Source organism: Longimonas halophila (assembly GCF_002554705.1).
GTDB classification, from domain to species: Bacteria; Bacteroidota; Rhodothermia; order Rhodothermales; family Salinibacteraceae; genus Longimonas; species Longimonas halophila.
On the sequence record NZ_PDEP01000004.1, the window covers coordinates 205,893 to 230,620 of the forward strand.

21 protein-coding genes are annotated in these 24,728 nt (G+C 61.3%); 18 read left to right on the forward strand and 3 right to left on the reverse strand.

What is annotated here, in order from left to right; translation table 11 throughout:
- Nucleotides 1-85: 85 nt before the first annotated feature.
- From CRI93_RS06035 to CRI93_RS06080, 10 genes are all read left to right on the forward strand, one after another.
- The gene (locus tag CRI93_RS06035) at nucleotides 86-418 is read left to right on the forward strand and encodes an ArsR/SmtB family transcription factor (protein WP_098061723.1); all 333 of its coding nucleotides are present in this window, start codon (nucleotides 86-88) and stop codon (nucleotides 416-418) included.
- Nucleotides 419-430: 12 nt separating this feature from the next.
- A complete protein-coding gene (locus CRI93_RS06040) occupies nucleotides 431-646 on the forward strand; it encodes a hypothetical protein (protein ID WP_098061724.1) in 216 nt (71 codons plus the stop codon).
- A gap of 3 nt (nucleotides 647-649) precedes the next feature.
- Nucleotides 650-3,397: a sensor histidine kinase gene (locus CRI93_RS06045; RefSeq protein WP_098061725.1), complete on the forward strand. Its 2,748-nt coding sequence runs from the start codon at nucleotides 650-652 to the stop codon at nucleotides 3,395-3,397.
- 13 nt (nucleotides 3,398-3,410) lie between these two features.
- Complete coding sequence (locus CRI93_RS06050; protein ID WP_098061726.1) at nucleotides 3,411-3,779, forward strand: response regulator transcription factor; 369 nt, start codon at nucleotides 3,411-3,413, stop codon at nucleotides 3,777-3,779.
- Nucleotides 3,780-3,952: 173 nt separating this feature from the next.
- On the forward strand, nucleotides 3,953-4,948 hold the full coding sequence (locus CRI93_RS06055) for a histidine kinase (protein WP_098061727.1): 996 nt from the start codon (nucleotides 3,953-3,955) through the stop codon (nucleotides 4,946-4,948).
- A 233-nt stretch (nucleotides 4,949-5,181) separates the two neighbouring features.
- Nucleotides 5,182-7,188, forward strand: a complete 2,007-nt coding sequence (gene acs / locus CRI93_RS06060; protein WP_098061728.1) for an acetate--CoA ligase — start codon at nucleotides 5,182-5,184, stop codon at nucleotides 7,186-7,188.
- Nucleotides 7,189-7,529: 341 nt separating this feature from the next.
- Nucleotides 7,530-8,756 (forward strand): hypothetical protein, encoded by a 1,227-nt coding sequence (locus CRI93_RS06065; RefSeq protein ID WP_141491590.1) that lies wholly within the window; start codon nucleotides 7,530-7,532, stop codon nucleotides 8,754-8,756.
- Nucleotides 8,757-8,854: 98 nt separating this feature from the next.
- Nucleotides 8,855-9,157, forward strand: coding sequence for a DUF4212 domain-containing protein (locus CRI93_RS06070; protein WP_098061730.1), 303 nt, complete (start codon nucleotides 8,855-8,857; stop codon nucleotides 9,155-9,157).
- Nucleotides 9,158-9,206: 49 nt separating this feature from the next.
- Entirely contained in the window at nucleotides 9,207-10,943 is a 1,737-nt protein-coding gene (locus CRI93_RS06075; RefSeq protein ID WP_098061731.1) for a sodium:solute symporter family protein, read from the forward strand.
- 105 nt (nucleotides 10,944-11,048) lie between these two features.
- Nucleotides 11,049-12,284: a serine hydrolase gene (locus tag CRI93_RS06080; protein WP_098061732.1), complete on the forward strand. Its 1,236-nt coding sequence runs from the start codon at nucleotides 11,049-11,051 to the stop codon at nucleotides 12,282-12,284.
- Here CRI93_RS06080 and CRI93_RS06085 read toward each other — a convergent pair.
- The 3 genes from CRI93_RS06085 to CRI93_RS06095 all read right to left on the reverse strand — a co-directional run bounded on the left by CRI93_RS06085 (nucleotide 12,271) and on the right by CRI93_RS06095 (nucleotide 16,520).
- Nucleotides 12,271-14,304, reverse strand: a complete 2,034-nt coding sequence (locus tag CRI93_RS06085; protein ID WP_098061733.1) for a penicillin acylase family protein — start codon at nucleotides 14,302-14,304, stop codon at nucleotides 12,271-12,273. The genes CRI93_RS06080 and CRI93_RS06085 overlap by 14 nt on opposite strands.
- 22 nt (nucleotides 14,305-14,326) lie before the next feature.
- Complete coding sequence (locus CRI93_RS06090) at nucleotides 14,327-16,039, reverse strand: DNA polymerase/3'-5' exonuclease PolX (RefSeq protein WP_098061734.1); 1,713 nt, start codon at nucleotides 16,037-16,039, stop codon at nucleotides 14,327-14,329.
- A 100-nt stretch (nucleotides 16,040-16,139) separates the two neighbouring features.
- Nucleotides 16,140-16,520 carry a hypothetical protein gene (locus CRI93_RS06095; protein ID WP_098061735.1) on the reverse strand — a complete coding sequence of 127 codons (381 nt, stop codon included), beginning with the start codon at nucleotides 16,518-16,520 and terminating at the stop codon, nucleotides 16,140-16,142.
- Between the two features lie 230 nt (nucleotides 16,521-16,750).
- On the opposite strand from CRI93_RS06095, the gene CRI93_RS06100 reads away from it, so the two are divergent.
- The 8 genes from CRI93_RS06100 to CRI93_RS06135 all read left to right on the forward strand — a co-directional run bounded on the left by CRI93_RS06100 (nucleotide 16,751) and on the right by CRI93_RS06135 (nucleotide 24,130).
- A complete protein-coding gene (locus tag CRI93_RS06100; protein WP_098061736.1) occupies nucleotides 16,751-18,406 on the forward strand; it encodes a S41 family peptidase in 1,656 nt (551 codons plus the stop codon).
- Between the two features lie 489 nt (nucleotides 18,407-18,895).
- Entirely contained in the window at nucleotides 18,896-19,621 is a 726-nt protein-coding gene (locus CRI93_RS06105) for a MotA/TolQ/ExbB proton channel family protein (protein ID WP_098061777.1), read from the forward strand.
- A gap of 177 nt (nucleotides 19,622-19,798) precedes the next feature.
- Nucleotides 19,799-20,077: a hypothetical protein gene (locus CRI93_RS06110; protein WP_098061737.1), complete on the forward strand. Its 279-nt coding sequence runs from the start codon at nucleotides 19,799-19,801 to the stop codon at nucleotides 20,075-20,077.
- Nucleotides 20,078-20,155: 78 nt separating this feature from the next.
- Nucleotides 20,156-20,752, forward strand: a complete 597-nt coding sequence (locus CRI93_RS06115) for an ExbD/TolR family protein (protein WP_098061738.1) — start codon at nucleotides 20,156-20,158, stop codon at nucleotides 20,750-20,752.
- Nucleotides 20,753-20,872: 120 nt separating this feature from the next.
- Complete coding sequence (locus CRI93_RS06120; RefSeq protein ID WP_098061739.1) at nucleotides 20,873-21,328, forward strand: ExbD/TolR family protein; 456 nt, start codon at nucleotides 20,873-20,875, stop codon at nucleotides 21,326-21,328.
- Between the two features lie 160 nt (nucleotides 21,329-21,488).
- Entirely contained in the window at nucleotides 21,489-22,511 is a 1,023-nt protein-coding gene (locus tag CRI93_RS06125) for an isocitrate/isopropylmalate dehydrogenase family protein (protein ID WP_098061740.1), read from the forward strand.
- 52 nt (nucleotides 22,512-22,563) lie between these two features.
- Nucleotides 22,564-22,989 (forward strand): DUF4293 family protein, encoded by a 426-nt coding sequence (locus CRI93_RS06130; protein ID WP_098061741.1) that lies wholly within the window; start codon nucleotides 22,564-22,566, stop codon nucleotides 22,987-22,989.
- 211 nt (nucleotides 22,990-23,200) lie between these two features.
- Nucleotides 23,201-24,130, forward strand: a complete 930-nt coding sequence (locus CRI93_RS06135; protein ID WP_098061742.1) for a DMT family transporter — start codon at nucleotides 23,201-23,203, stop codon at nucleotides 24,128-24,130.
- Nucleotides 24,131-24,728 lie beyond the last annotated feature (598 nt).

Below are 24,728 nucleotides of genomic sequence, written 5' to 3' on the forward strand. Positions count from 1 at the left end.
GGGATGTTGCATGGTGTGAACGAAACGTAAAGTGAAGCCTTCCGTATGGAGGCTCCCGCGAGTTGTTTGACAGTCTTCGCCGCGCATGTCCGATTCCACGAACCCTCCGCTGGTCCCTGACACACAGATCAAGCGTGTGGCCCGGCGCCTCAAAATTATGGGCGACCCCGTGCGTCTCCAGCTCCTAAATCTGCTTCGCGTGCACGGGGAGCTCAACGTGCAGGAACTGGTCGATGCCTCGGGGCAGCGGCAAGCGAATGTGAGCAAGCATCTGGGCATCCTCATGCGCGAGGGCCTCGTATCCCGCCGCAAGGAGGGCGTGAAGGCGTTCTACACGCTCGACGACCCCAGCCTGCCGGGCATCTGCGTGCTCGTAACGAATCAACTCAGTACCGACGAAGACCCCATGCCGTCGTAGCCCCGTGTGCCTATGGATACGCTGGAAGTCCAACGACGGCTGGTGGCCCTCTTTGTGGTTGGGTGTCTGATGCTGGGGTATCCGCTGCTTACGGTGTACAGCGTGCCGCAGACCATAGGCGGCATCCCGGTGCTCTACGTTGTCATCTTTGTGATTTGGGCCGTGCTCATTGGGGCCAGTGCAGCGATCCTGCACCGCGCTACGGGGGGCGACTCGGGGGGCGCTTAGCCAATGAGCACTACGCTTCTCCTGCTGGTGGCCACGGCGTACCTGAGCATCCTCTTTGCCGTGGCCTACTATGGCGACGAGCGAGCCGAACACGGGCGCAGTCTCGTGAACAACCCCTACATCTACGCCCTCTCGCTGGCGGTGTACTGCACGGCGTGGACGTTCTACGGAAGCGTAGGCTATGCTGCCACTACCGGCATCAACTTCCTGCCGATCTACATCGGGCCTACGCTCATTGCCATCTTGTGGTGGGGCCTGATGCGCAAGATCGTCCGCATTAGCGCGCACCAGCGCATCACCTCCATTGCGGACTTCATCGGGGCCCGCTACGGCAAAAGCGCTCTGCTGGCGGGCGTGGCTACGGTTGTGGCAGTCATTGGCGTGGTGCCCTACATTGCAGTACAGCTCAAAGCCATCTCGACCAGCTTCGGTGCGCTCACCACGCCGCTGGACAGCACGGCTGCGACAGAGATTCCCATCTGGCGTGATACGGCGCTCTACGCCGCGCTCGTACTGGCCGCATTCACCATTCTCTTTGGCACGCGCCACCTCGACGTGACCGAGCGCCATGAAGGGCTGGTCGTTGCCATTGCCTTCGAGTCGGTCGTGAAGCTGGCCGCCTTTCTGGCCGTGGGGCTGTTTGTCACGTTCGGGCTGTACGACGGACTCGGCGACCTCTTTCAGCACGGCGCGGCTGTGCCCTCCATCGAGGCGCTCTACACCGTTGATGCCTCGGCGGGCGCCTTTGCCGATTGGATGTGGCTCACTGGCCTGTCGATGCTCGCGGTCTTGTTTCTGCCGCGGCAGTTTCAGGTCACCGTCGTCGAGAACGTAAATGAGGCGCATCTGCGCAAAGCGGCCTGGCTCTTCCCGCTCTACCTGCTGCTCATCAACCTCTTTGTGCTGCCCATTGCCGTGGCCGGGCTGCTGCATCATGGCGATGCCACCCACGCCGACATGTTCGTGCTGCTTGTGCCATTTGGCGAGGGCCAGACTGCGCTCACGCTTTTCGCCTTCATTGGCGGACTCTCAGCCGCCACCAGTATGGTCATTGTGGCCACGACAGCGCTAAGCACTATGATCTGCAACGACCTGGTGGTGCCGCTGCTCCTGCGCATCCCGCAACTAAACCTGGCGCAGCGGTCGCGGCTTACCGGCGTTATTCTGGGGATTCGGCGCGTGGCCATTGTCGTGGTGCTGCTGTTTGGCTATCTGTATCTGCGCGGTCTGGGGGATGCGCCGTCGCTCGTGTCTATCGGGCTGATCTCGTTTGCTGCGGTGGCGCAGTTTGCTCCGGCGATGCTGGGCGGCATCTTCTGGAAGCGCGGCACCCGCACCGGGGCGCTCCTTGGGCTTGTGGCGGGCGTCGCCATCTGGGGCTACACGCTCCCGCTTCCGCTCCTGGCCGATTCCGGATGGCTGCCGGCGTCGTTTATTACCGAGGGCCCGTTCGGCATCGGGGCGCTGCGCCCGTACGCGCTTCTGGGAATGAGCGAGCTCAACCCGGTGCCCCACACGCTCTTCTGGACGATGCTGGCGAACGGCGGACTGTACGTGGCGGGCTCCCTGGCCACGCGGCCCAGCATCATGGAGCAGAGTCAGGCCAGTCGCTTCGTCGATGTCTTTCGCCACGCGGGGCCGCAGGGTGCCGCGCCGTGGACGGGCTCTGCCCCGGTGGCCGACTTGCGCGCGCTACTGCGTCGCTTTTTGGGGTGGCGCGCGGCCGACCGTGCGTTGCAGCGCTACCGTACGCGCCACGACCTGAAGGCCCTGCCCGAGCGCGCCGACGAGGAGTTGGTTGATTACGTCGAGACGCTGCTTGCTGGGGCCATTGGGGCGGCCAGTGCCAAAGCCGTCATCGGGTCGGTGGCCCAGGCCAAGCCGCTGCACATTGGCGAGGTGATGGACATCCTCGACGAGACGCAGCAGGTCATGGCGTACAGCCGCGAACTGGAGCGCAAGAAGGCCGAGCTGGAAGCCGCGACCGAAGAGCTCCGCGCCGCCAATCAGAAGCTGAAAGAGGTCGATCACCTCAAAGACGAATTCGTCTCGACGGTATCGCACGAACTGCGCACGCCGCTTACCGCCATCCGGGCGATCTCAGAGATCATGCATCAGACGACCGACCTTTCGCCCGAGCAGCAGCGGTCGTTTGCCACCACGATCATGCGCGAAACCGAACGCCTTACGCGTCTCGTAAACCAGGTGCTCGACCTGGAGCGCCTCGACGCCACGCCTGTGCTCGACCGTGCCCTCGTAGACCTGCGCGACGTGGTGCGCAACGCCCTCAGCGCGGTGCGTCCGCAGTTTGAGCAGCAGGCCATCGCGCTCAACGTCACGCTTCCCAACCGCCCGTGCCCGGCGCGCATCGACCGCGACCGCATGACGCAGGTGCTGCTGAACCTGCTCTCGAACGCCGCCAAGTACAGCACCGATGCCGATCCACACGTGGCGGTGCGCATGGCCTGCACCAACGACACGCACGCCGTATCCGTAGCCGATAACGGACCCGGCATCCCTGAAGACCAGCAAGAAGCCATCTTCGAGAAGTTTCGGCAGGCGCGCAACCGCGTGGGTCCGCAAGCGGGGAGCGGACTGGGCCTCGCCATTGCTCGCCAGATTGTGCATCGGCACGAGGGCACGCTCACCGTGGAGAGCACGCCCGGCGAGGGCGCCACCTTCACCGTGCAGGTGCCTGCGCATCCCCCTGAACCCGTACCGGCTACAGACCCTGAAGCCTCTGTTTCCTAACGACCTGTGCGCTATGCCTCATGTGCTTATTGTGGAAGACGAGCCAAGCATTGTAACGCCGCTCAAGTTTCTGATGGAGCAGGAAGGCTGCTCGGTGCAGATTGTGTCGGATGGTGCGGCGGTGATGCCAGCCATTGCAGCGCAGCGCCCCGACCTCATTCTGCTCGATGTGATGTTGCCCTCGCGCAACGGGTACGATCTGTGCCACGCCATCCGCGAGCGGCCCGAGGGGAACGACATCGCCATCATCATGCTTACGGTAAAAGGCCGCGAGGTAGACATCGAGAAAGGCTACGCGATGGGCGCCGACGCCTACATCACCAAGCCCTTCGCCGTGGCCGATGTGGTAGCAACCGCCCGCCGCTACCTGCCCGATGCGTAGCCTGTACCCAGACGGCCCCTGATTCACATCAAATCATAACCGCTGCAGCGAACGGTCCTCCGTTCGCCCGTTCCAACGACGCGATGGGCCATGCACCGTTGAAGAGAAGGGCTCGATTTCGTTGTCCTGATACACGGTCTTCTGTTGTACCTAATCTGGTTGGATTCGCCGCTATGACGCCCTGGCAGTATGCTTTGCTGAATACGATGACCGGTCCCGCGTTGGTGTGTACCCCTAACGCCACCGTGCAGGCCTGGAACGACGAAGCCGCGCAGATGCTGATGCCCGATGTTCGCGACGCCGACGCTGTCCAGGAGCAGCTCCATGGCACGCTGCTCACGCAGTGGATCGATGCCGATGCCTGGCAGCAGCTGCAAGAGGCGGCCTCGACCGAGGCCCCCACGGTCATCGTGCAGCTGGGCGATGCACCGCGCCGTATGCAGGCCACGCGCATTGCGCCCCAGGGCACGCCCCACTGGCTGGTGCGCAATACAACCCCGCCCGCGCCGCGCCCCGACCCGAGTCATGACCTGCTGCGACGCCTCATCGAGTCGATGCGGACGCCGCTGGCCAGCATCCGCGCTGCAGTTGAAACCATGCAACAGTATCCGCAGATGGGGGCGGATGCAGCCGCTCAGTTTACGGATGTAATTGCAGGCCAGGGCATTCGCCTCACCGAACTGATCGACGATGCCAGCACGGCCTACACTGCCATGTATCGCACGCGCCGCGCACTGGAGCCGATGGGCGGGGCCGCATTGCTCACATGGACGCAGACTGCTGTGCAGGAGGGTACCGACGTGCCTGTATCCACCTCTCAATCTCCCAGTGCGCTTACCGTGCACCTGGACCCGGCGATGCTCAGGCAGGGCTTCGCATTCGTGAGCGATCGCTTTGTGCATGCCACACGCTGCACCGCGCTCACCATCTGTGTACAGCGCTCCGATTCGGTGGCGTTGCTCGACCTGTGCGCCGCCGATGGACAGACCGTGACCGAAGCGCGTGTGGAGCGGTGGAAAGACGCCACTATTCCGTGGGGCACTACTATGATGCAGCTTACCCTGCATGCGCTGCTCGACCAGCACGACGCACAACTCTGGGTCGAGCAGACCGAGACGGGAGGATCAGCCCTCCGATTTGCGTTCCCGGTCGTCCCGGCCAACGAGTAATCTGCCAGCGTGAGGCGGGGGGAAGCCCCACAGACAGAAGCGCCATCGCCTCTCCGAAAAAACCACATCATCTCTTGACACCGTCTCCTCTATTGATTACGTTTCGGTAAACAATTAACAAAAGCGCTTCCAATACACCAACCAGCGGCGGGTGTTGGGGCCAATACTCGGTCTTTAATTCCCGAGTAGTAATAAATCGAGATGCTTCCTTAACAGACAGCCAAGACTCGACTATGAGCGACGAATCCTCTCAGGTAACAGCGGCTTATTCCGGGCGCGACGACATGTATCCGCCGCCTGACGACTTCCGAGCCCGTGCGCATGTCGGGTCGGAGGCGGAGTACGAGGCCATGTATCAGCGATCCATCGAGGATCCTGAGGGCTTCTGGGGCGAGCATGCCAGCCGTATCGACTGGTTTGAGCCGTACGATACGGTAAAAGACGTGTCGTACGAGCCCGGCAACGTGCACATTCAGTGGTACGAGGGCGGCGTTACCAATGCCTGCTACAACGCCATCGACCGGCATGTGGAAAACGGAAAGGCGGATCAGACGGCCATCATCTTCGAGCCGAACGATCCGAACACCGAGGAGCCGGAGCACATCACCTACAGCGATCTGCAGGAGCGCGTGGCGAAGTTCGCCAACATCCTGAAATCGCATGGTGTGGAGAAGGGCGACCGCGTCACGATCTACCTGCCTATGATTCCGGAGGCGGCCTATGCCATGCTGGCCTGCGCCCGAATTGGCGCGCCGCACTCGGTGGTGTTTGCCGGGTTCTCGCCCGATGCCCTGGCCGACCGCATCCAGGACTGTGAATCCCACTACCTGATTACCGCCGATGAGGGCAAGCGCGGCACGAAGCGCGTGCCCCTGAAAGATAATGCCGACAAAGCGCTGGAGCAGTGCCCCGACGTCACCCACACACTGGTCGTGCAGAACACGGGCGGCGATATCGACTGGGACGACGACCGCGACGTGTGGTATCACGAAGCGCTTGAAACCGTCGATGCCGACTGCCCCTGCGAGCCGATGGACGCGGAGGATCCGCTGTTCATTCTCTACACCTCGGGCTCAACCGGTAAGCCGAAGGGCGTGCTCCACACGACCGGAGGCTACCTTGTGTACACCAGCATGACGCATGAATACGTCTTCGATCTGCACGACGACGATGTCTTCTGGTGCACTGCCGACGTGGGCTGGATTACCGGGCACAGCTACATGGTGTACGGTCCGCTCATCAACGGCGGCACGCAGGTATTCTTCGAAGGCACGCCCACCTATCCCGATGCCTCGCGCCTGTGGAAGGTAGTCGACAAGCACGACGTGAGCATCTTCTACACCGCGCCGACCGCAATTCGCGCACTCATGCGGCAGGGCAAAGAGTTTGTCGAATCGACCGACCGCTCGTCGCTGCGCCTGCTGGGCACGGTGGGCGAGCCGATCAATCCGGAGGCCTGGCGCTGGTACTACAATGTGGTGGGCAACGGCGAATGCCCGATCATCGACACGTGGTGGCAGACCGAGACGGGCGGCATTATGCTGACCGGACTGCCCGGCGCAGTGCCGCAGAAGCCGGGATCGGCTGCGAAGCCCTTTTTCGGGATTGAACCGGAAGTGCTCGATGGCGCAGGAAACGAGCTTGAAGGCGCCTGCGAAGGTATTTTGGTCATCAACGACTCCTGGCCGGGGCAGATGCGCACGGTGTATCGCAACCATGAGCGCTTCCAGAACACGTACTTCTCGCAGTACGCGGGCAAGTACTACACTGGCGATGGCTGCCGCCGCGACGAAGACGGCTACTACTGGATTACGGGCCGCGTGGATGACGTGCTCAACGTAAGCGGCCACCGCATTGGCACCGCCGAACTCGAAAGCGCGCTCGTAGCGCACGACAGTGTGGCCGAAGCCGCTGTGGTGGGCTATCCGCACGAGGTGAAAGGCCAGGGCATCTACGCGTACGTCACGCTGATTAAGACGGTCGACCCCTCGAATGAACTGCGCGATGAGCTGGTGCAGTACGTGCGCGATCAGATTGGGCCGATTGCGACGCCCGATCATATCCAGTTCTCGGCCTCGCTGCCGAAGACGCGTTCGGGCAAGATCATGCGCCGCATCATCCGCAAAGTCGCCTCACAAGAGTTCGACGACCTGGGCGATACCAGCACGCTGGCTGACCCCGAGGTGGTTGAGGAGCTCATTGAGAAGCGCAAAAGCGTGGACGTGAGCGGCGCGAGCTGACGGCAATCGCTGCATTGTTTAGGGGATGCGCAGGAGACTGCTCAGCGCGACAATCTGCGCATCCCCCTGAAGTTGTACCCTGCACCCCACAACCACCGAACGCCCAGCCTGGGGATGGAGCCCGTGGGCTGAGCGCTCGAACAATCAACCATCGACGCCCTGGGGATGGAGCCCCGATACCGGCGTCAACAGAACGCAGAACAAGCCGACGGCACGTGTGCGCAACACAGCGCACAGATGCATGGGCGAATAGATGGAGCTATTGCCCACGCCATCGTGCACGCGCGGCTCGATTCTGCGGCATGTGCTCGAATGACCCGATGATCTGACTCACCTGTGCCATGGACCACATACATACATCCCGAACGTCTGCTCTATGGAGCAGTTTCTACGCGCTTTTATTTCTTGCCAGTGGCTTGATACTGGCTCCCACAGCAGCCTCCGCTCAGTCGTTCGATGTGGGCGGATTCGTGAAAGCCGAATACCTGTACGACTCACGCCAGGTCGTTTCGGCGCGTGAGGGCGAGTTTCACCTCTACCCGGCCCCCGACTCCGACGCCACCGACGTGAGCAACCTGGGGGCGTTTGCCTTCTTCTCGCGGCTTGGACTCACCATCGGCGACCTGCCGGACGCACTTGACGGCGAGGTGTCGGGCTACGTTGAGGCTGACTTCTTCGGCGCGTCCAATGCCAATGTAAGCACGTTCCGGCTGCGCCGCGCCTTTGCCAAAATGACGTGGGACGACCGCGAGGTGCTGTTCGGACAAGAGTGGTCGCCGCTCTTCACACTGGCGGCCTTCCCGCGCACCGTAGCAACGACCACGGGCGCACCGTTTCAGCCGTTTGCGCGCCAGCCGCAGATTCGATTTACCTACAAGCCAGGCCGTGTGCACTTCATTGGGGCAACCGCCTGGCAGCGCGATGCCTTCAGCGATATTGCGTTTCAGGGCGTGTCGGGCATTGAGCAACAGCAGCAGTCAGGCCTTCCGGCGCTGCATGCGCATGCGCAGTACCACGGCGAAAACGTGATGGTAGGCGCTGGGGCCTACTTCAAAGCGTTGCGACCCATTGTTACCGAAGATCGCTTTACCACGGGCGCCGGACAAGCCTATGCCACCATTACCTCTGATGCAGCGACCATCCGCGCCAAAGCCACCTACGGCGCCAGCCTATCCGACCATCTCATGACAGGCGGCTACGTCTACAACGAGTTTGATAACGACTTCTATCCGCTCGATCTCCTGTCAACATGGATCGACATTGACGGCACGGGCACGCTGGCGCCGGGGCTGTTTGTGGGCTACCTCACCAACGAAGGCAGCAGCGACGAGGTGGGCACGCTCAGTGCCGTGTCACCTGCAGCACGCAGTGCCAACATTGACTATGTGTGGCGCGTGTCGCCCCGGCTCTCGCTGAACTACGAGGCGCTGCGCTTTGCCTTCGAACTGGAGATGACCTCCGCCCGCTACGCCAGCCGCTTCGATGAAAACTACGCCCCCAACCCTGCAGACGGCGACGACCCTGTTACCAATGTGCGGGGCAATTTCTCGGTGTTTCTCTCCTTCTGATGGGACCTGTTCCCATCTGCAACGCTGCTACGCTCCCCCATGGGAGCCCGGTACCTCCGTACTGCACGTACCCTCCTTCACGCAACCTACAGACCGTCATGGCTGACTCGACTCCTGAGATCGATCGCGAAACCTACTGGCGCACGCTCATGCGGCGCACGCTCATTCTGCTGGTCGTCTGGTTTATCACCGGCTTTGTATTAAGCATATTCCTGGCGGAAACGCTTAACGCTATTAACTTTGGCGGCATTCCATTTGGCTTCTGGATGGCCCAACAGGGAAGCATCTTTGTCTTCGTGAGCCTGGTGCTCATCTACGCTATAGCCACCGGCCAGCTGGATAAACAGGCTGGCGTCGAAGAAGACGGTGACGCGACATCAGCGCCTGGAGCCGCGCACTAACTGGACCCACTGCCTTTGCTTCCCTTGCTGAATAACTCCCTTTATACCGATGAGCATTCTTGGTTGGACAACATTTTGGGTCATTGCGACCTTCTCACTATACATTGGCATTGCCATCTGGAGCCGTGTAACCAGCACCAAAGGCTTCTACGTGGCCGGACAGGGCGTGCCCACCGTGGCCAACGGCATGGCGGTTGGAGCCGACTGGATGAGCGCTGCCAGCTTCATCTCGATGGCGGGGTTGGTCTCGTTTATGGGATTCGACGGCTCGGTCTACCTCATGGGGTGGACGGGCGGCTACGTGCTGCTGGCGATCCTACTGGCGCCGTTCCTGCGTAAGTTTGGCGAATACACGGTGCCCGACTTCGTAGGCAAACGCTACTACTCGAACTACGCCCGCGTCATTGCAGCCATCGCAGCCATCTTCGTTTCGTTCACCTACGTAGCAGGGCAGATGCGCGGCGTCGGCGTCGTCTTTAGCCGGTTCCTGGGCGAGTTGGTCGAGCCGCTGGCTGCCGGACTCGGCGTAGAGGTGATCACCATTGGCGTAATCATTGGAATGGCCATTGTGGCCACATACGCCGTGCTGGGCGGCATGAAAGGCATCACCTACACGCAGGTGGCACAGTATTGCGTGCTCATTGTGGCGTACACCATTCCTGCCGTTGCCATCGGCTATTCGATGACCGGCAGCCCCATTCCGCAAGTTGCCATGGGCGAGGTGCTGCCCGCCCTCGATGGCCTACAGCAAGAGCTGGGACTCGACATGTACAGCGGCCCTTTCGCCAACTTATCGATGCTTAATGTCTTCGCCATCACCTTCGTGCTGATGGTGGGCACAGCGGGCCTGCCCCACGTGATTGTGCGCTTCTACACGGTGAAAACCGTAAAAAGTGCTCGCTGGTCGGCACTGTGGGCGATTGTGTTCATCGCGATTCTGTACACGGTGGCTCCGGCGGTTGCCATGTTCTCGCGCTACGAGATTTTGCAGTCGTTCTCGGACCTTGGCGCCATGGGCATGCTCGAAAGTCCGCGTACCAGTTGGGTGCAAACCTGGGCTGCCACCGGACTCATCGAGACGGGGCAGTGGAGCGAGGGCATGTCGGCCAATGCGCTACTCAGCACCATCGACCGCGACATTATTGTGCTGGCGACGCCCGAAATCGCCAACCTGTCGCCGTGGGTGGTGGGACTGGTTGCAGCAGGCGGGCTCGCAGCGGCACTCTCCACGGCCTCGGGCCTCATGCTCGTTATTAGCTCCTCACTCGCACACGATGTCTATGGTGAGATCATTAACCCCGATGCCTCGGAGCAGAAGCGCCTCAAAGTGGGACGCGGTATCATCTTCGTCGCGATTATTGGAGCGGGCTTGCTCGGCATCTATCCGCTGGGCTTTGTTGCCGAGGTGGTGGCCTTTGCCTTTGGATTGGCCGCGGCCAGCTTCTTCCCCGTACTTGTGCTTGGCATTTTCTGGAAGCGATGCAACAAAGAAGGCGCCATCGCGGGTATCGTAACGGGGCTCAGCTTCACGTTCATCATGATCATTCTGATGCGGGCGCATGTGGCGCTGGCCGAGTTTGGCATCACCGAGCCCGTCTTTGACTCGTTCCTGGGCATCAACGCACAGGGCATTGGGCTGATCGGGATGATTCTGAACTTCATTGTGACGTACCTCGTCACGATGTCGACGCCCCCGCCTCCGCAAGAGGTGCAGGACCTGGTCGAGCAGATCCGCTATCCGCGTACGCTCACCAAAGACGAGCTGAGCGAAGCGGCATCGAGCTAACGCATCGGCCTAACATACGGCACAGGCGGCGCAGGAGGAAGGGAGCCTCTTGCGCCGTTTTTCGTGTAACCAACCTATTCTTTTATCTTACAGCAGTCTGTTTATATGTCGCGCTCTCGCCTCGGATGCGGTACGCATCTGCTCATTGCCTTTGGGCTGTTCGTGGTTGCCGTGGGCATCATTGCCTACCAAAACCGCGACACCGTTTCGATGATGTGGGCAAACGTGACGGCCATGAACGAGGGCATGGATCTGACCGAGGAGCTTCGCTATCCCGAAGATGTACTCGACTACATGGAGGCGCATCCCGAAACCGTTTCGCTGGTGGCCTACACCGTTGGGGCGGAAGCCGAGGGCATTCATCTGGACGCAGAGACGGCGCGCCCGCTTGTTAATCTGCCCAGCCTTGCTGTGCTGTCGGCGTACGCAAAAGCCGCCGCAGCGGGGCAGGTGGATACCACGGCACGGGTGCCGGTGGCGGAGGTGAGTAGCCGCTCGCTACCGGGCGTGAATGCGCAGCCCCACGAGCGTACGCTCAACCGCTGGAGCGAGACCAACCGCATTGATGCGGACAGCACCGTGGCCGTGGCCGACATCGCGTGGGCCGTGGCGCGCCTGAACGACGACCCGGCGCTCGACTGGCTCATCGACCGGCTGGGGCGTGCAGCCATTCGGGCCGAGACGGAAGCGCTGGGCTGGCCCGCTGGATCTGCTCCTATGCCGAAGAGCGGCCTGTATCTGGAGTGGGCAAACGCCGCCTCGGCCCTGCATAGCGATGCCGACCGCGCGCCGTCTATTGAGCAGAGCGCCATCTACGCGGCGGCCGAGCGCTATGCCTCCGATTCGACGTACGCCCGCGAGATTCGGCAGACGTTCCAGTCGCGCGGCACCAACCTGACGCTGCGCGACCAGCGGCGCATGGCGCAAGAAACGCTACCCCAGGCAACGGCGACCGAGGTGGCAGCGGCTATGGTGCAGATGGCTGAAGCCGCCCCCGAATCGTCTTACGCAACGGCCTATGCCCTGCTCGACCGCTCCACAGGCCTCGACTCACTGAACACCCATGTGCAGCGCGTAGCCTCAAAAGGTGGGGCCATGCCGGGCGTCATCAGCTTTGCCGGGCTGGCGCACTATGCCGACGACCGCGCACCGCGCGTGGTGGTGCTTAGCATGGAAGAGATTCCACTGGCGGTGTTCTACCACCTTCTGCAGTCGGGCCTCGACCAGGGACTGGCACTACGCCTGCTGAGCGATGACGCGTTCTTCGAAGAGACGCGCACCCGTATCCAGGCGTCCAACAACGCGGACCCTACCGATTCTACCGGAGCTATGGCGCAGTAAGGCGAACCTGCACAGAAGGCGACGGCACCGGCTGATAGGCATTGATGCGGGCATCGGGGCTCTCAACGAGGCGGTCGGCCAGCGTACGTGTGAGGTTGGTCGTGCGGTAGTACGGCGGCTGCGTCCCAGCGCGTGTCCAATACAGATGATAGCCGGCTGCGGGCGGAGCCGCCCCAGGATTGGGGCCCGGCGCCAGCGTGCTGATGTGTCCGCGCCCGGGAATGGAGGCAATTGGCGCATTGTGAGCCGCCGGTGCGTAGGCCGCCGACAGATGCCCTGTGGCGGTGCCCCAGAGCGGTGCCTGAAACCGATGCGGCTGCACAGCCTCCCAGCGCCACTGCTGCACGTCAGGGCCATGTTGCTCACGAAGACGGGCCACCGCTCGCTCGAATCCGCGTCGATACCGCACCGATGCAAAATACGCGGTCGTATCCAGTTGTACCGGTGAGATGCGCGCTGCCTGCATCTCGTGCCACCACGCCTGAAAAATCGACGCGCCAATGCTGGAAGGTGCAAACACCCCATCCCAGTTGCGGATGAACGGAGCTACCGCCCGGCTCAGCGAGTCAGTCGGCGGATGCATGGCCAGCGCCGTCTGCAGCGGGGCTACCGTCTGCTGCGCCCAGGTGCTCGTATCGTCGACCGCCCAGGCATGAACCGAGCGCCCGGCATCGGCATAAGCCGAAAAGCGGTCGGCCCAGGCCCGCCGCCACGGCGAGGCACTCAGCACCACGCCCACCGAGTCGCCCTCCGCATCCCGAATCGCCTGGGTCGCGCCTGCTGTTGTAAGATCCGTGTCGTGGCGCAGCACCAGCGGGTCGTGGTGCGGCAACGATGCGGGCCCCGGAAACCGGCGATGTTGGGCGGGGACCTCATTCCAGTGCGGTAGTGTCAGCATCCACGTTGAGCGGGCCTGCGTGCTGTCTGCGTGCGTGCTGTCTGCGCGGGGAGGATCTACTTGTGTGCTGTCCGATCGGATGCTATCTGGCGGTGCTAACGATTTGTTGGGGGAAAGAGCAGGCGGTACCTCCGGCCCCACAATGCGTCCGCTTCCCGTAAAAGCCGTATGCAAGAGCAGCTCGTGGCCGTCTCGTTGGCGAAGGCGCTCGGTCGCCCGGTGTATCGTATCGGGCGCGGCAAGGGGCTGCCAGGATGCCCGCCCGCGAGGCAGCATCACCTGACTGGCGGTGCGCGTGTGGTGCGCAAGCGTCCAGCGCGTGCCGGGAACGGTCGTCATCCAGGCGGTATCGGCGGCGGTGGTATGCCAAACCGGTGCTACAAGCGCGTCGGGGGTGGAGCCGCGTGGCCAGCGGGCCCCCAGGTAAGGCGCACCCGACTCTGCGGGCGTGAGCGCCCACGCCATCGCATCCGACCAGCCGTGCAAACCCAGCCAGGCGCGCAGCTCCTCGTCGACTGTGCGCAGGCTGTCGGCGGACTGGTGGACGGCGGGGGCGGCAGAGTCTGGCAACGCAGGCACATCCGTGGCCATCCAGGTGAGCAAATGCTCTACGGCCAGCGTATGCCAGGGCGCCCACGGTTTGGGGGGCGTATCGAGCGCCGCAAAAGACGACTGCTGGCGCACATACTCGGTGGCAAAGGCCGCATTGACGCCCGAGGCGTAAGCTGCCAACCACTCGCGGTCGGCGCGCGGCAATTGGGCGATGTACGTTTGCGCAGCACGGGCCCAGCCCATCTGGCGGGCATGGCGATCAAACGAGACGGCTGAGTCCGGGAGCCAGCGGGAGAGGCGCCCGCGTGCGGTTTGGCGCCAGAGGACCATCGTCCAGGCGTGCCGCAGTCCGTGGGCCAGCCCCAACGCACGGGCGGCCTCGACCTCGGCATCCGCCTGAATATGGATAAGCGGCGAGTCAGGATCCCATGCAACGGTCGACGGGGCGCTACGTCCGGCTACTGCAATTTCGGAGGGCGGAGCGGTGGGCGGTGCGACCTGACTCCACCACAGCAGTCCCAATGCAACTCCAAATACGCCAATAAGTCCCGCAAGAACAAAACGATACACAGAAAAAAGTCAGTTGGACTGATTACGCAGCATGGGCCACTGAAGAGCGGGTGGTTAGCCATGCTGTAAAGGCCTCCAGCGGCTTTGCGTTCAGGCAGTGCTCAGCGGTGAGGCCACCCTTGCGCGCTGCCGCCACGCCCCAGCGCACATTGTCGAGCTCATCGGTCGCATGCGCATCCGGATTGATGGAGATGAGTACGCCCTGCTCAATCGCATAGCGTACGTGGGTCCAGTCCAGGTCAAGGCGGTACGGATTGGCGTTCAACTCGATCGCTACGTTGTGCTCAGCGCACGCGTCGATGACCGCGCGGTGGTTGATCGGATAGCCCTCGCGCACCAGCAGCAGGCGTCCAGTGGGATGCCCAAGCACGGTTGTTGCCGGATGCGACACCGCCCGAATGATGCGCTCGGTGGCTTCGGCCTCGGTCATGGTGAAGCCGGAATGCACGCTGGCCACCACCAGGTCGAACGCGGCGAGCAAGTCGTCTTCATAGTCGAGCGAGCCGTCTTTCAGGATGTCGCTTTCGATGCCTTTGAAGATGCGGAAGCTTGCGTCCTGCTCGGCATACTCGGCATTGAGCGCATCGATGGCCTCGAACTGAGCGCGGACCTCGTCGGGCGTGAGTCCGCTGGCTACGGTGAGCGACTGACTATGGTCGCAGATGCCGATGTACGAAAGTCCGCGCTCGCGGGCGGCCTCGGCCATTGAGCGGAGCGAGTGCGCGCCATCGCTGGCCGTGGTGTGGTTGTGGATGGTGCCGCGCAGATCTTCGACCGTGATGAGCGCCTCAGACGCCGAAAGCGTGTCGAGCGCGTCGGTCCATACGGCTTCGCGCAATTCGGACGGATGCGAAGGCGCGTTGGTGTCTGCAAAAAGCGTGTTCTCGTCGGCCACTTCAGGGACGGGGCCGTACGTGTCGTTGAACGCCTCACGGTAGTCCGCGCTGCCCGTGTGATGCCAGACGGCGGTGCCGAAAACGTTGTCCGATACGGTGTAGATCACCACCGGGAAGCCGTCGGGCAGTGCGGCGTCGACCGTGTTGGTTACGTAGGGCGGATGCGCATCGCGGGCGGCTTCGACATCGTCGTATCCAGCATCAGCAAGGGCATCGACAACATCGGGCGTATCCGCTGTCGTCACCAGCGTAAGCTGCTTGAGCGTGGGCACCTGCCGCCGAAACGCGCCCACAAGGGCGACCGGGGCGTTGGTCGATTCGGCCAGCACGTCGCGGAGCGTGTGGGCTGGAGCGTAGACGTCGGCGTAGCGCCGCTGGGCATCGTAGCGCCGCAGCTTGCGGAGGTTCTCCAGAATGTTGGACTCGGTTTTTGCTCCGAATCCGCTAATAGTCTGGATCTGGTTCGACGTAGCAGCCGCCTCCAGATCGTCGAGCGAGGTGATGTCGAGTTCATCCCACAGGGTACGCACGCGCTTCGTGCCCAGCCCGTTGATGCGGAGGACGTCGAGCAGTCCGGGCGGCACCGCGTTGAGCAGGTCGTCGCGCAGGTCGAACGAGCCGCGTGCGAAGAGATCGCCAATCTGCGCCGCGAGCCCCTCGCCAATGCCGTCGATCTCCTGCAGCGCCTCGTCGTCAACATACGCCTGCAGCGACTCCTCCAGGTCGCGGATGGTACGGGCGGCTCCGCTGAAGGCCCGCGCCCGAAACGGGTTGCCCCCTGTCAATTCAATGAGTTGGGCGGTTTCGTTGAGCACCGCGGCCACTTTCTTGTTGGTCATACGCAGAGCGTGCAGAATCAAAAACAGAAACGGAAGGCAAGCACGCTATCGAAGACGAAGGCCAGCACGGCATTGTTGCGTAATGGGGGATACGCACGATCTATTGCGGCGAAACGGGCATCGCCACAAACGAGACAAACAGCTGCGCTGCCAGTCCCACCACGAGAAACGCAGGGTCGCCTGCCAGCAGCAGGTAGACGCCGCCAATGAGGGCCATGCTTTCGGCAAGGGCCCACCCTACGATGGGACTGCCCCCTGTGGCGCGCCGCTGGGCACGCACAATCCACACGCCCACAGCCAGGGCCGCAAAGAGGACCGTGAGTGCTACAGGAGCATACGGCAGTTCAGCAACGAGATCGGGAGCCAGTCCCGTACCACCGGCTAAAAACCAGGCCATGGCTCCAAACATCGTAGTACCAGCCAGTAGCGCCAGGCGAATGATAGAAAGCGAAGCGGCAGAGGCAGCAAAGAATATAGGCATAAGGTAACAGAATTATACTGTGGGGAGGGATAGACGAATGCGTCCGCACGGAATTCGGAAGCATTGTGGATACCAGGTGTGCCGAGCAAGACGGCTCCACAGACCGAATCTCATAAAGACATGCGCATCATGCCGCCCAAATCGGACATGGAGCATGCGACGGATCCCTTGCCTACAGCGCCGGTACGCGCGGTTGCTTCAATGTTCATCTTTTTGCGCCGATTATCTACATGCTTCGGGTTGTTCGCACACTGCTCATTGCGCTGGTTTTGGTCGGAATTGGGGTCGTAGCCGGGCAGGCGCTGGAGCGTGTGTACGGATGGGGCGAGCCGCCAGCGGCCTACGCAATGCTTGCCGAGGCAGTGCGCACGGTGGAAGCGGAATACGTTGACGAGGTGCCCTCACAGATGCTGAGCGAGTCGGCGCTCCGCAGCTTGCTGAGCGGTCTCGATCCGCACTCCACATACATCAGTGCCGATCGGATGAAACGGGTGCAGGAGTCATTCGAGGCGGAGTTTGAGGGCATTGGCGTGACGTATGAGCGCATTCGGGCTGCATCGGCCCCAGATACTGCAGTGGTCGTGTTCGTTATTCCGGGCGGACCCAGCGACGAAGCAGGGCTACGTTCGGGCGATCGGCTGGTGCGCACCGACAGCACCTCGCTCGTTGGGCTGCCCGACCGACGCATCCAGTCGTTACTGAAGGGGCCGCGCGGCACCACAGTGAACATTACCGTGCGGCGTCCGGGAACCGCTTCGCCCATTACACACGAGGTATCCCGCGACCGCATCCCCCTGAACACGGTCGATGCGGCGTACATGCTGGATGCGACAACGGGATACATCAAACTGAACCGGTTTGCTCGTACAACGCACCGCGAGGTGCGCGATGCGCTCATGCAGCTTAAGGACGACGGCATGCGCCGCTTGGTATTCGACATGCGCAACAACGCCGGTGGACTGATGCGTATGGCCGAGCGTGTTGCCGATGAGTTTCTGCACGACGACCAGTTGGTCGTTGCGGCCCGTGGGCGTGACGGGGCCGTGCTCGATGAGTACCGAACGGAGCGGGCCGGGCTGTTTGAGGAGGGCCCCATGATGGTGCTGGTCAACGGACGCTCGGCATCGGCCAGCGAAATTGTAGCAGGGGCGCTGCACGACCACAGCCGGGCCCTGGTCGTTGGGCAGCGCACATATGGCAAGGGACTGGTGCAGCGCCAATACGAGTTGCAAGACGGAAGTGGGCTGCGTCTTACCATTGCCCGGTTTTACACGCCCAGCGGACGCGCCATTCAGCGTCCGTACGAAACCGGGGCGGCCGTAACGCGCCCGGCGGCCTACACCGACAGCACAGATGCAGACCCATCAGCGAACCGCAGGGGGGGCGGCTCAGGCGGGATTATGCCCGACCGCGTCATTGAGCGCGATTCGCTCTACCAGGCGGCACAACGTCTCATCCAACACCCCCCAATGCGTACCGCGATGCGGGACTGGATTGACCGCAACATTCGTTCGCTCCATGATGCCTGGGCAGGACGGCCTGAAGCGTTTCTCGAGACATATGAGCTGCCTGCAGACGTGATAGACCGTCTGGGTGGTACCCGTGCAGGCGCTGCTGAGCGGAGTTCGGCCGAACTGGCCTTACGCGAGACCGAGCCGCCGGGCACGTACGACAGAAGCAGCCAAGACAAGTACATACAATTGACTAATACGGATCGCGGAACAATTCTGTTACAGAACGCGCTCACAAGTATGGTTGCGCGCCGTCTTTTTGGCATGGCCGAATGGATCCGCGTCCAGAACAAGGTTGACCCCACCGTGCAGGCCACGAATCATCTGTGGCCCCACGCTACCACCCGAGCGCAGACCTATGCCAACCGACGTTGATCCTGCATCTGTATGGAGGGCAGGGGTCAACATCAGATGAAGAGAGTATCCGTTCTCACACAGGACGCTTGCAATCTTCACCCATGCATCCGTTTTTATAAGATGTTAGGATGTTTTGATGCAGGATGCACAACAGCGCACACGCTGCATTTGGTGATGAGGAGTTTCTTCGACAGCTTGGGAGAGCCTCCCGCACCAATCCAGCGGTGCGCAATAAAATTCTGCTCCACGCAGCCACACACAACCGGATGCTCACGTCGGTGCTCTTGCAAGGCGGCTTACAGCCATTTGCCTCGCATTAGCACCCCGGCTCATGCGGCCCGTACAACATACATGCACACGGCGATGCAGATGCATCGTTGCTTGGCACGCGACGGCGGTGTTTGCACAAGCAAGCCCAACCGGCGTGCTCCTGCCGCACCGTCATACGTTTTCGCACGAACCTGATCCCACTGAGGAACTGCCCCTATGGTCCATTTTAATGCGTTGATGCTCAAATTCGCTCTCCTACAACAGGACAGCGGCGGAACCATAAACATGCTGGTTGAGCGCTTTAACGAAGGCGGCAACTGGATGTGGCCGGTGCTGATCTGCCTGATTGTTGGATTAGCGATTGCTTTTGAGCGCATCATCTCTCTGAACCTTGCGGACATCAACACGCAAAGCTTCCTGCACGACGTGAAAAAAGCGCTCGACGAGGGCGGTGTGTCGGCAGCCGAAGACGTGTGTGCTGAAACCCGTGGTCCGGTCGCCTCGGTCTTTCAGGCGGGGTTGCTTCGTGCCGACGAGGGCATCGAAGCGGTCGAAAAAGCAGTCGTTTCGTACGGCTCCATCGAAATGAGCTTCCTGGAGCGCGGTCTCGTCTGGCTCTCGCTCTTCATTAGCGTGGCGCCCATGCTTGGCTTCCTGGGCACCGTGGTTGGTATGATCGAAGCCTTCGATGCTATTGAAACTGCAGGCGACATTTCGCCACGCCTGGTTGCGGGGGGAATTAAGATTGCCCTGCTCACGACCGCCTTCGGTCTGATTGTCGGTGTGATCCTCCAGTTCTTCTACAACTACGCGGTATCGAAAATCGACCGCATTGTGGCCGAAATGGAGGATGCATCCATTGAACTGATCGATTCGCTGGTGCTGCTGGAAGCCGGCGAGTCGGTCCTCGGCGACGACGAGCTCCTCGAAGAGGACTTCAGTGACGAAAAAGACGCGGCGTAGCGTACGCGTGTCGCTGGTAGCCTCGCATTCCTGTGGCAAGCCATGTGATGGCTCTGCAGCCGCTCGGGCAGGTCTTCTTCGACCTGCTCCGGGCTCTGCGGAGCAAGCATGTGCTCGCTTGCCTGCAGGCTGCCACCTTCTTGTTGTATTTCTTGCTCACACAACGCGTCTATACACATGGGTAATAACGCCATCCTCTTTTGGAGCATTATCGTCGCATTGGGCCTGTCGGGCCTTAGCCTGGTTGCTATGGGGCTCTTCAGTCTGCGTAACGTATCGTACGGCAAAGTGCGCCCCGTAACCGTGGTGCTGGTCGTGGCTCCGATGCTGCTGCTTAGCGTGCTTGGCTTCACCATGCAAACCTGGGCCGAAGCCGGTGTGCTCACCGTCGTCATCATGTTCATTGTAAGCCTGCTGGGGCTACTGGGAAGCGGTGTGCGATCGCTCTTCCTCTAAAAGAAGCTTACAACTGCTCCGCGAGTGCCTCGCACAGGCGCTTGTTCCCTCCTGTTGTCCCTCTGATTTCCTGTTGCTATGGCTGGATTGCTTGATAAACGTCGGTCGAAGCGCGAAGACGCGGAAACGCCGACCTCGTCGATGGCCGACATCGCGTTTTTGCTGCTCATCTTTTTCCTGGTGACTACCACAATCAACGTGGATACCGGAATCGGGATGACGCTGCCACCCCAACTTGAACAAGAAGAGCCGCCGCCTGTGCAGGAGCGCAACTTGCTGCGTGTCCTCGTAAATGCCTCAGGCGAAGTGCTCATCGACGACAACATGTCGTCGGTCAATCAGATTCGCGAAGAGGTCAAAACGCATGTACTCAACTACGGGGAGAACGCTGACTACTCCGATTCGCCCAGTGACGCGGTCATCTCGTTGAAGACCGATGCGCAAACGCCGTATCGGATCTACATCGACGTGCTCGATGAAATCCAGATGGCCTATCGCGAGATCTACAACAGCATTGCGCGTTCGGGCAACCTGCCTTCGGGCGAATCTGTCCTCGACGAGACCTACGAAAGTTACGAGGCCTACCGCGAGTCGCTGGAGCCCGAGGACGATGACCTTGTGCGTGAGAGCTTCCCGCGGAATATTTCCATTGCCGAGCCTGATAGCGGAAACTGACGCTGCAGCGCTGTCGCCTGCGCCCCCGGAGCGGTATAGCAGCCTTGCTGTGCTCGCACGGCTCCTGATGACCTCCGGGGTGCCACGCCCTCCTTTGCACCACACCTGCTTGCTTCTCCTATGGCTTCCGAACGCTTTCAAAAACGGTCGTCCGATACCTCGCCCGGTATCACCACGGCCTCGCTGCCCGACATCATCTTCATGCTCTTGATCTTCTTCATGGTGACGACCGTCCTTCGCGAGACGGAGATCCAGGTGCGTACCGAGTTGCCCGACGCTGAGGCGCTCACCAAGATCGATCAGAAGCGACTGATCTCAAACGTCTATATTGGCCCCGTCATTCGTGGCCCGCGCGAAGGCGAAACAGCGGTCCAGATCGACGATGCGCTCATCGAAGAGTCCTCGGCGATCCGCACGATCATGTACAACCAGCTGCAAGAGGAACCCCGACTGATTGTGTCGCTGCGCGTAGACCGCGAGTCGGAGATGCAAGTTGTCAATGAAGTCCAGCAAGAGCTTCGTGAGGCGGGGACCCTGCGTATCAACTATTCGTCTAATCCTGCTGTTGACCAGTGAGGCGGCTGCTCGGTATCGAATCATCAGAAAAGCTCTGCTACGTGGCTGGCAGGGCTTTTTCTTTGGCGGGTCGTTTCACATGCGGCGCACAGCACTTATGCGTTCCCCGTTCGTCCTCGTTTCCACCCGTTCCGTTCATCGATTGCAATAGCGTTCTACTATGGCTCATCACGTAACTCTTCTTCCTGGCGACGGCATTGGCCCCGAGGTTACATCGGCCACGCTGCGTGTTCTGGAAGCTACCGGCGTCGAATTTGAGTGGGATACCCACAAGATCATTGGCACCTCGGCCGTTGAGGAAGAACGCCCTGAACTGCCCGACGATGTGCCCGCCTCCATTCGCGAGCGCGGGGTGGCGTTGAAAGGGCCCATCACCACGCCGGTAGGCGAGGGGTTTACCAGCGTAAACGTACAGCTGCGCCAGCGCCTGGACCTGTACGCGAATGTGCGCCCGTGCGTGAGTCTGCCCGGTATCGATTCGCCGTTTGAGGACATTGACCTTATCATCTTCCGCGAAAACACCGAGGGGCTCTACGCCGGAATCGAAACGTACGACGCCCGTCTCGAAATTGCGGATTCGACGGCTCGCGTTACACGCCGGGGCTCGGAGCGCATTGTTGACTTCTGCTTTGACTATGCCCAGAAAAATGGACGCGATACCGTCACGCTCGCGCACAAAGCCAATATCCTGAAAGAGTCATCGGGGCTGTTCCTGAAAGTGGGACGCGAGATCGCCGAGCGCTATCCCGACGTCAACTTCAACGACCGCATCATCGACAACATGTGCATGCAGCTCGTGATGTATCCGCAGCAGTACGACTGCATTGTAAGCACCAACCTGTTTGGCGACATCTTGAGCGATCTGGCCGCCGGTCTCGTGGGTGGACTCGGCGTAACGGCAGGCGCTAACTTTGGCGACGACTACGCCGTCTTTGAGGCAGTGCATGGCAGCGCGCCCGACATTGCGGGCCAGGGCAAAGCCAACCCCACTGCGCTCATTCGTAGCGCGGTGATGATGCTCGACCATCTCAACGAAACGAAAGCAGCCCAGGCCGTCAACACGGCCCTGCGCGACGTATACGCTGCCGGTGAGGTCCTCACGGCAGATGTGGGCGGCTCCAGCTCTACAACTGAATTTGCCGAGCATCTGGCCGCGCGTGTCGAAGAAGAAATGGCGGCGTAAGCATCGGGCTCTGCATCTACCAAGAAAGCCTTCAGCAACGACCAACAAGGCGATGATTCAACGTATCCAAACTGTGTACCTGACGCTGGGCGCGCTTGTGCTGAGCGGTGTCCTGTTCCTCGAATCGCTGTGGGGAAGCGAAGCGGCAGCGACCTACGGATGGTTTTTGCCTGTTATCATCGGACTGGGGGCGGTGACGGCTGTTACCGCCATCGGAGCCATCTTCCTGTACACCGATCGCGAGACGCAGCGCACGGTGGTTGTGGGCACGCAGCTCATGACGATCCTGTGGGCGATTACGCTCTACGGCAGCTTCTTCATGACGAACGAGCTGCAAGTGTACGACGCCACCGGCTTGAATCTCGATATGCTGATGCTCGTGGCTGGGCCGCTCGTGGCATACATTCTCTTCTGGCTGGCCCGGCGCGGCATCGAGCACGATATCGAGCTCGTCGCTTCGATGGACCGCCTTCGCTAAGAGCCTGTTTGGGTTTTGGTTTGAAGGTGAGAGCGAGCGCCGTTGGAGCGAAACGAGGACCACGATAGAGGTTCGTAGCCGGGGCTACGGGCCGATATCGGGGGCTCGTTGCAGCCCAGCGGAGCCGCTCACAGCGCCCCGACCGTAGGGAGGAAGTACTCCTGGGGTGCCCAAAGTAAGAAATCAAAACAGGCTCTAAACGCTCCCTCGTATGTCTGATTCGCTGCCCCCACGCGTGACCCTTGCGCTCACGGTGGGGGTTCTTAGTTTTGCCTTCGCCCCAATTCTTGTCCGGTGGGCCAGCGAGGCGCCTGGGCTCACCATTGCCGTGTGGCGCACCAGCACCGCGGCCCTCGTGATGCTTCCGGGCCTGGCCTACGTGTATGACGAGGTGCGCGCGTTCGGGTGGTGCGACTGGGGACTCATCATCGCCTCGGGCACAGCGCTCGGAGCGCACTTCATTGCGTGGATCGAAGCGCTCTACTACACCTCCGTAGCCAGCGCCTCCGTGCTCGCTACCACAAGTCCGGTCTTTGTGGCCGTGCTGGGCTACCTGATCCTCAAAGACCGGCTCGCGTGGCCCGTAGTGAGCGGCATCGTCGTGGCTGTGGGCGGAGCCGCCCTCATGGGACTGACGGATGCCGGAGCCGTGGCCTTTGGGGCTGAGGCGTGGTGGGGCAACACCCTCGCGCTCTCGGCAGCGCTGCTTGTGAGCATCTACCTGCTCATCGGGCGTGCGATTCGGCAGCGCGTGTCGTGGCTGGCCTACCTGATTCCACTCTACAGCGTGGCCGCTCTCGTTACGCTTGTTGCTGCTGCGGGACAAGGCGTACCGCTGACGGGGTTTGATCCGGTGGTGTATGCCTGCGGCATCGGACTGGCGCTGGGTCCGCAGGTGCTGGGCCACAGCGCATTTAACTTTGCGTTGCAGCGGGTGCCTGCGGCGCTTATCGGGATGCTCGCGCTTTTAGAGCCGGTCGGCGCCTCGATTCTCGCCTATTTTCTGTTTGGGGAGGCCCCAGGTCTGTGGTCAGCCGCGGGGATGGTTGTGGTGCTGGGAGCAGTTGCCTTCGTGGTGCTGTATCGAAGCCGTACGGCCACTCCTAAACCAGATGACACATCACTTCAAAAATCACCGTAGTGAGCGCGTCCGCTGCACCTGGCAGGGGCAAAAGGAACGCACCTCTTCGACATGTCCGTACAGTGATGCTGCGCAAGCGCGAAGGAGTCCAGCGCGACGAATTTGCAGCCGAGTGGATACACAGTGCATCCCTTCGACTCTGATTTGACACGATCAACAGCATCGGGGGAACTGGCACGCTTGATCGTGTTGTTGAGACGCGCTGTCTTGCGCTTCATTCTGGCATTGGACGAGAATCTTGGAGAAGACTGGCTGCTGCATCATCCACACATGTATCGGAAGTTGTATACAGATGTGGCTGAAAGAGGGAACACCTGTGTATTGTGGGAGGGCATTGCGCCGTGTAGATTGCCTGTGGTTTGTTTCCCGAGGGCGTGTTGAAGGCTGTCTCAATGAGGGGGGCAATCACATGCATGCACACCAAATGTTAAGTTTGTATGACCATCGGGGGGGGGCGGTTTTACAATGGCTGCGCCGCCTTGTATGCTACCAGTGCATGTATTTCAAATCATCGGCTCTTCATGTCGTGGGTCGTTCCCCGTTTCGTTGTATACATCTGCGTTCCCATGCCCTTTTCCATACCGGTGTGTCTGTCACG